Origin of the sequence: Rhodoluna sp. (assembly GCF_049276775.1) — a bacterium.
In the GTDB taxonomy this organism is placed as follows: domain Bacteria; phylum Actinomycetota; class Actinomycetes; order Actinomycetales; family Microbacteriaceae; genus Rhodoluna.
In genome coordinates this window covers 1-1529 of the sequence record NZ_JBASXC010000012.1, presented here as the reverse complement: position 1 = coordinate 1529, position 1529 = coordinate 1, and the positions used below count along the sequence as shown (strand labels likewise).

General features: G+C 51.6%; 3 protein-coding genes. 1 reads left to right on the top strand and 2 read right to left on the bottom strand.

The window, feature by feature from the left end; all coding sequences use genetic code 11:
* Positions 1 to 183: 183 nt before the first annotated feature.
* Both WAO31_RS00745 and WAO31_RS00740 read right to left on the bottom strand, forming a co-directional pair.
* A complete protein-coding gene (locus tag WAO31_RS00745) occupies positions 184 to 537 on the bottom strand; it encodes a hypothetical protein (protein ID WP_509589053.1) in 354 nt (117 codons plus the stop codon).
* Positions 534 to 1127, bottom strand: a complete 594-nt coding sequence (locus WAO31_RS00740) for a hypothetical protein (protein ID WP_509589051.1) — start codon at positions 1125 to 1127, stop codon at positions 534 to 536. The genes WAO31_RS00745 and WAO31_RS00740 overlap by 4 nt, the downstream gene beginning before the upstream one ends.
* A 51-nt stretch (positions 1128 to 1178) precedes the next feature.
* Between WAO31_RS00740 and WAO31_RS00735 the strand changes: the two genes are divergently transcribed.
* Positions 1179 to 1529: hypothetical protein (locus WAO31_RS00735; RefSeq protein ID WP_509589049.1), on the top strand; the 351-nt coding region annotated here is incomplete at its 3' end.

The window sequence follows — 1529 nt, the reverse complement described above, 5'->3', positions numbered from 1 at the left end:
GATGCAGTTCGCGGCCTTTAGCCTTGGAGCCTTGACCCTCGCAATCCCTGCCGAGCTTAACTGGTTCACGTATTTGTATGCGGCGGTTGGCTTTGGTTTCTCGGCTGCCTATACGGTTTTGTTGTTTCGGCGCTAGGTTCTGACGGAGTGTTTAGCCAAGTAAGTATTTACTGGGCAAATAAATTACTGAAGCAGCTGACCGATACCGGTGAAATCAAACATCACTCCACTTAGCATGCACTGAACACCAATTGCAGAAGCTGCGGCACCGGCTGCAGCTGTATCAATTTCCGCCCCCTCGAGAGCAGTGGCTAATTCGTCGATGCGAGGGGCAAGACCTTCGCCGGCTAGCGGTTCAACCTTGCTGCGAAGGGTTTCGGCAATCGCTGTGGGGTTTAGTGAGTCGAGGCTCACCTCGGTTGCGCTGACAACAAGTGCTAATTCCTCGCAGGCCGCCGCATCACTTTCGTCACCGCCCAAGACCGAACATCCGGTCAGGAGAAAAACTGAAGCTAAAGACAGAGCAAGGATTTTCACGCTGCGTTTTGGTTCCTTTGCGGGATAAGGCCTGTTATCTCTAACGGATATTCCAGGTAGTCGGAGTAAGTCAAAAGTTGTGGCTGACTCCAAGCGTAATCTCTGGCTATCTCTGCAAGGCATGCCCAGAAGTACACGTTGAGCAAACTCACAGAAAGTGTGCTGATCGAATCATCCGGAAATGCTCTTCCCAACATTCTGCGAAGCAGGGTTGGAACATCAGACAGACCGTGCCTGTGAAAGGCGGCTCTGATCTTGAACTCAAATTCTCTTGCCCTTCTTGGATTCCATAGCATCGAACCTTGTCCGTGCTTCAGCAGCTGGTGAATCTGAATGGCTTGAGAATAGCGAGCGTTATCTAGCGAATCAAAGATTGGGATAAACCGTTCAATCTCGAAACCGCTGTTTCGAAGATCCAGCACATCCGGGTAGTGAAAAAACCTGTAGAACGGAACATGCGGCCTAACGGCCGCATAGGGCTCAAGGGTGAAGCTAGCTAGCAGCGGGTCTTGACCGAGCGTAGCCGAACCCCAGCGATCGATGGCCTCGTCGTTATCGCCTGGCTCGGTTGCGTATTCAGAGCTAGTCACGTTTATAAGTTAACCAAGAATTTGTCTTACCCGTGGCATAGATTGGAAAACATGCGCACGTGTATGGGGGTTATTGCCTGGGTGTTGATCATTGCCCTCGGGGCTCAGTTCTTCCAGTCAGCCCCCTGGCTGCTACTGGTCTTTGGTGGCCTGATAGCCATTGGCGTCTATATCTCAAAGGCGAGAAAACGGGCACTGATGGCCGACACCCTCAAGATTGTTGGCGATAAGCCACTTCCCAATATCCTGGACGCCGATCGTGCCCTAACCGCGGCAGGAGCCAGAGAGCTCCTTGGCGATGAGAGCTATAGCTTCGAAGTTGTCGGGGAAAGCTTTTATGCCCAAAACTTTTCAGCGCTTCAAAAAAACATCGGTTTGATTGATGGTCGCGATTGGGATGAT